The organism is Candidatus Cloacimonadota bacterium, from assembly GCA_034661015.1.
Lineage (GTDB): Bacteria > Cloacimonadota > Cloacimonadia > JGIOTU-2 > JGIOTU-2 > JAYEKN01.
In genome coordinates, this window is record JAYEKN010000104.1 from 1 (window position 1) to 4,221 (window position 4,221).

Here is a 4,221-nt window from a genome sequence, read left to right on the forward strand (position 1 = left end):
ATAATTTATCTAATATTTACTTAAATAAAAATTTCTCCAGTGATAATCATTCTGATGATATCTACGGCACTCCGAGTGAAATATTGAATGTAATCTTAGATACATTTACCGTTCTCGTGCCGACTGCTGCTCAGGTGTATCTTCTGGAAAATTTCACTTTCGATATTCAACACGGACTGGTTGATTCTGTGCAGGAAGATCTGTATGTCAGTCCAAATGGCTCGAACAGTAACAGCGGTTTGTCCGCATTAGAGCCGCTTTTATCCTTATCTCTTGCATTGGAAATGATTTCACCGGACAGCCTGAATCCGCTCACAATTCACCTTGCAGATGGGATCTATTCACCCTCTGCTACAAACGAAATATTCCCGTTGGAAGCGAAAGGGCATTTGAGTATTATTGGTAATTCCCAAGCATCTACAACACTAAATGCAGAAGCACTCTCATCCATAATTTATTGTTTTTCCATTCAAAACTTTTCTCTCCAAAACCTGACCTTGAAAAACGCTTATAATTCATTATGGAATAGGGCTGGCGGATTATTCTGTGTTGGCGCAACGGGAATTAATATAAGCAACGTTTCTTTTATTAATAATCATTCGCAGTATTATGGGGGAGGAATGCAAATCCGCAGTTCTTCCGATATAAATATCGCAAATTGCATATTTGAGAACAACTCGGCAAAACAAGGGGGCGGAATTTATCTTAGGGAATCTCCGGTAACTTTTTCAAATGTTTCTGTTTTTAATAATACCAGTTCGGGAAAGGGGGGAGGAATATATTTTTATGAATGTAATCCCGATTTTGACCCGCACAATCGTTGTAATATTTTCTATAATCATTCTTTAGAGAGTAGTGAGGGTAATGATCTTGCTTCCGATCAATCCAATGTTATCCAAATTGTGGTAGATACTTTTTCGGTTTTAGAACCGGATGGTTACTATGCTAATCCAATCTCATATTTTAATTTTGATATTCAAAATGCGAAGATCGAGCCTGTTTCAGCAGATTTATATGTAAATCCCGAAGGCTCGAATAATAATACCGGACTCACTTCCACCGAACCTTTGCAAACGATTGGTTTTGCCCTTCAGAAAATTTTAGCGGGTGAAAATGATCCTCATTCGATTTTTCTCGCCAATGGAGTTTATTCTCCCTCACAAACCGGAGAAATATTTCCTATTAGGTGCAAAAATTATGTTTCAATAATTGGTGAAAATAAAAATTTAACTGTTCTCGATGCCGAGGAAACCGCCAGAGGGATGATTTGTGCTGTGGATGAAGTAGTTCTGCAAAATTTCACTATCACGAATGGGAATTCCGGATATTCAGATAATGGTGGTGGATTATATTGTTCTTGGTGCAATCCGACACTCGATAATTTGAAAATAATAAATAATGAGACTGATGAAGATGGCGGTGGGATTTACCTAGATCATTCGGATGCGATATTTTTGGAAGTAACGGTTTGCCACAATCTTGCTCAAGAAAACGGGGGGGGCATATATTTTAAAGCTTCAGAGCCAACATTCGATGAATACAGCCTCTCCGATATCTATTATAACGAAATCTCATCCCACGAATATTTCGGTAAAGACCTATTCGTTTACGGAAACGATATTGTGAATGTTTTTGTAGATACTTTTACTGTCTTATTTGCTAATCAAGATTATGTTTATCCACGCACTCAATTTTATGTGGATGTGGAGCATAGCAAGATAAAACAGTTGGATCAGGATATTTATGTCAATCCTTCCGGTTCGAATGGCAATTCCGGTTTATCACCCGCTGATCCTTTTCAGAATATTTCTTATGCGATGGAACGAGTTGTTTCCAATGATTTAAATCCGCATACGATCCATCTCGCTCCCGGGATATATTCGCATGATATAACCGGTGAAGATTTTCCCCTTTACGCAAAAGCTAATATTAACTTACAGGGCGCAAGCAGCGAAAACACAATTCTCGATGGTTCCAATTTGTCAAGATTGATTTACTGCGAATCAGTCAATAATTTCAGAATTCAACAAATGACAATCCAAAATGGAAATAGTGGATCTGGTTACAGCTCACACGGGGGAGGTTTATATTTTTCTAACTGCGATCCGATATTGAATAATTTGAAAATTTTTAGTAACTCTACTAATAATACCAGTAATTTCGGTGGTGGTATATTTTTAAATAACTCAGATGCAACTTTGCAAGAAGTAACAATTTGTCAAAATAGTTCTTTAGCTCACGGTGGTGGATTATATTTAAATAATTCTGATCCAATTTTTGATGGAGTAATAGTACGTCAAAATACTGCTCATTACAATGGTGGTGGAATGTATTTGGAAAATTCAAATCCAACCTTTAAGGCAACAACTGTTTGCCAAAATTATTCTTATGCAGACGGGGGAGGGATATTTTTCAATAATTCCACTCCAATATTTGATCAAGAAGATTTATCAAATATATATTGTAATGATATATCATCTTGGGATTACTTTGCAAAAGATTTGTATAATTATAATTCCGGTATTATTGATGTTTTTGTAGATACATTTACAGTTTTATATCCTGATAATTATCATTTGTACCCTCCTGATCAATTTAATATGGATATTCAGAATGGCAAGATCGAGCAAATAGATCAGGATATTTATATCAGTCCCTCCGGTTCGAATAGCAATTCCGGTATATCACCGGATGAACCTTTCCAGAATATTAGTTTTGCAATGGATCGAATTATTTCCAATGAATCTAATCCTCATACGATTCATCTTGCAACCGGAACTTATTCTCAAAATACCACAGGCGAAGATTTTCCAATTTATGGAAAAAGTCATATTAATTTCAAAGGTGAAAGTGCTGAAACAACTATTTTGGATGGTGCTGATTTGTCTAGATTGATATACTGCAATTCAGTTGATAATATCAAAATTCAACAGATGACAATTCAAAATGGAAATTGTGGAATTGCTTACAATTCCTACGGAGGAGGAATCAGAATGCAGGGATCATCTTGGACCTCCGTTTATGATGATTCGATATTTGTTGAAGATGTGAACGTAATAAATAATCACTCTTACAAAGGTGGTGGAATATATAATGAATATATTAACCTATCTCTTAATCAAGTTAAAATGAATAATAATACGGGCTATAAAGGTGGTGGTTTGTATTGTTCGGGCTCTTCCTATGCGGATACTATTTGCGTTATGATCGATAAGTGTGAAATTTGCAATAATATTGCTGACAATACTGCTAGTGGATTTTCTGGTAATGGTGGTAAAATTCACATATCTAATACAACTATAGCCGGAAATATCCCAGGATCTTATTCAAACTGTGCTGTTGAGTTTTCTAGTAGTGATGTTGTTTTTGTAAATACTATTTGTTGGAATGATTCGCTTTCTCAAATAAAACTTATGTGGAATAGTGAATTAACAGTATCACATTCGGATATCAAGGATGGTGAAGAAAACATAGAAGATCCTTATGGAAATGCAACAATTAATTGGTTAGAAGGAAATATAGATTCTATTCCCCAATTCAGCAATCTTACCCAAGAAGATTTTTCCCTGCAAGAAGATTCTCCCTGCATAGATGCCGGCATACCGTATTTTGAGTGGCAAGGAAATGTAATCGTGGATATGACACCGGAGGAATATGAAGGAATTGCTCCTGATATGGGCGCTTGGGAATATGGAATGCAAGAAATAGATAATCCGGCTTCCATTCCGCTTGTTTTTGGGATGAAGCAGAATTTTCCCAATCCGTTTTCTGCGAGTACAAATATATCGTTTTCGTTACCGGTGATAAGTGAAGTAAACATCGCTATTTACAACATTCGAGGGCAGAAAGTGAAAAGCGTTTCGGATGAAACTTATCAGGCTGGACGTTTCTCTGTAAACTGGGATGGTACAAACGAAATGAAAAAACGAGTTGGATCGGGAATTTATTTTTATAAGATGGAAGCGAAGTCTCAAAATGAAAATTTTCATAAAATACGAAAGATGATTTATATCCGGTGATTTAATAATTACAATTGATTTGAGAAACTCGAGTCGCGTCATTCTTTTTCGACACGACTCGGGTTTCGAACACGTGCAAAAAAATGCTTTCGAGCCAAGTCCTGCTTGGACTTATCCCCACTCGAACGCAACAGACGGCGTCCGAGTCGAGAGTTTTATCCATTTTTTAATTTTTTAGCTTCGGAGAAGTGTCATCTTTGTA

Annotated in this window: 1 protein-coding gene; it reads left to right on the forward strand. The window is 36.4% G+C overall.

Translation table 11 applies throughout. The features are described 5' to 3' along the window. A partial coding sequence (locus tag U9P79_04305; protein ID MEA2103849.1) for a right-handed parallel beta-helix repeat-containing protein occupies positions 1 to 4,019 on the forward strand: 4,019 nt, incomplete at its 5' end. Positions 4,020 to 4,221 lie beyond the last annotated feature (202 nt).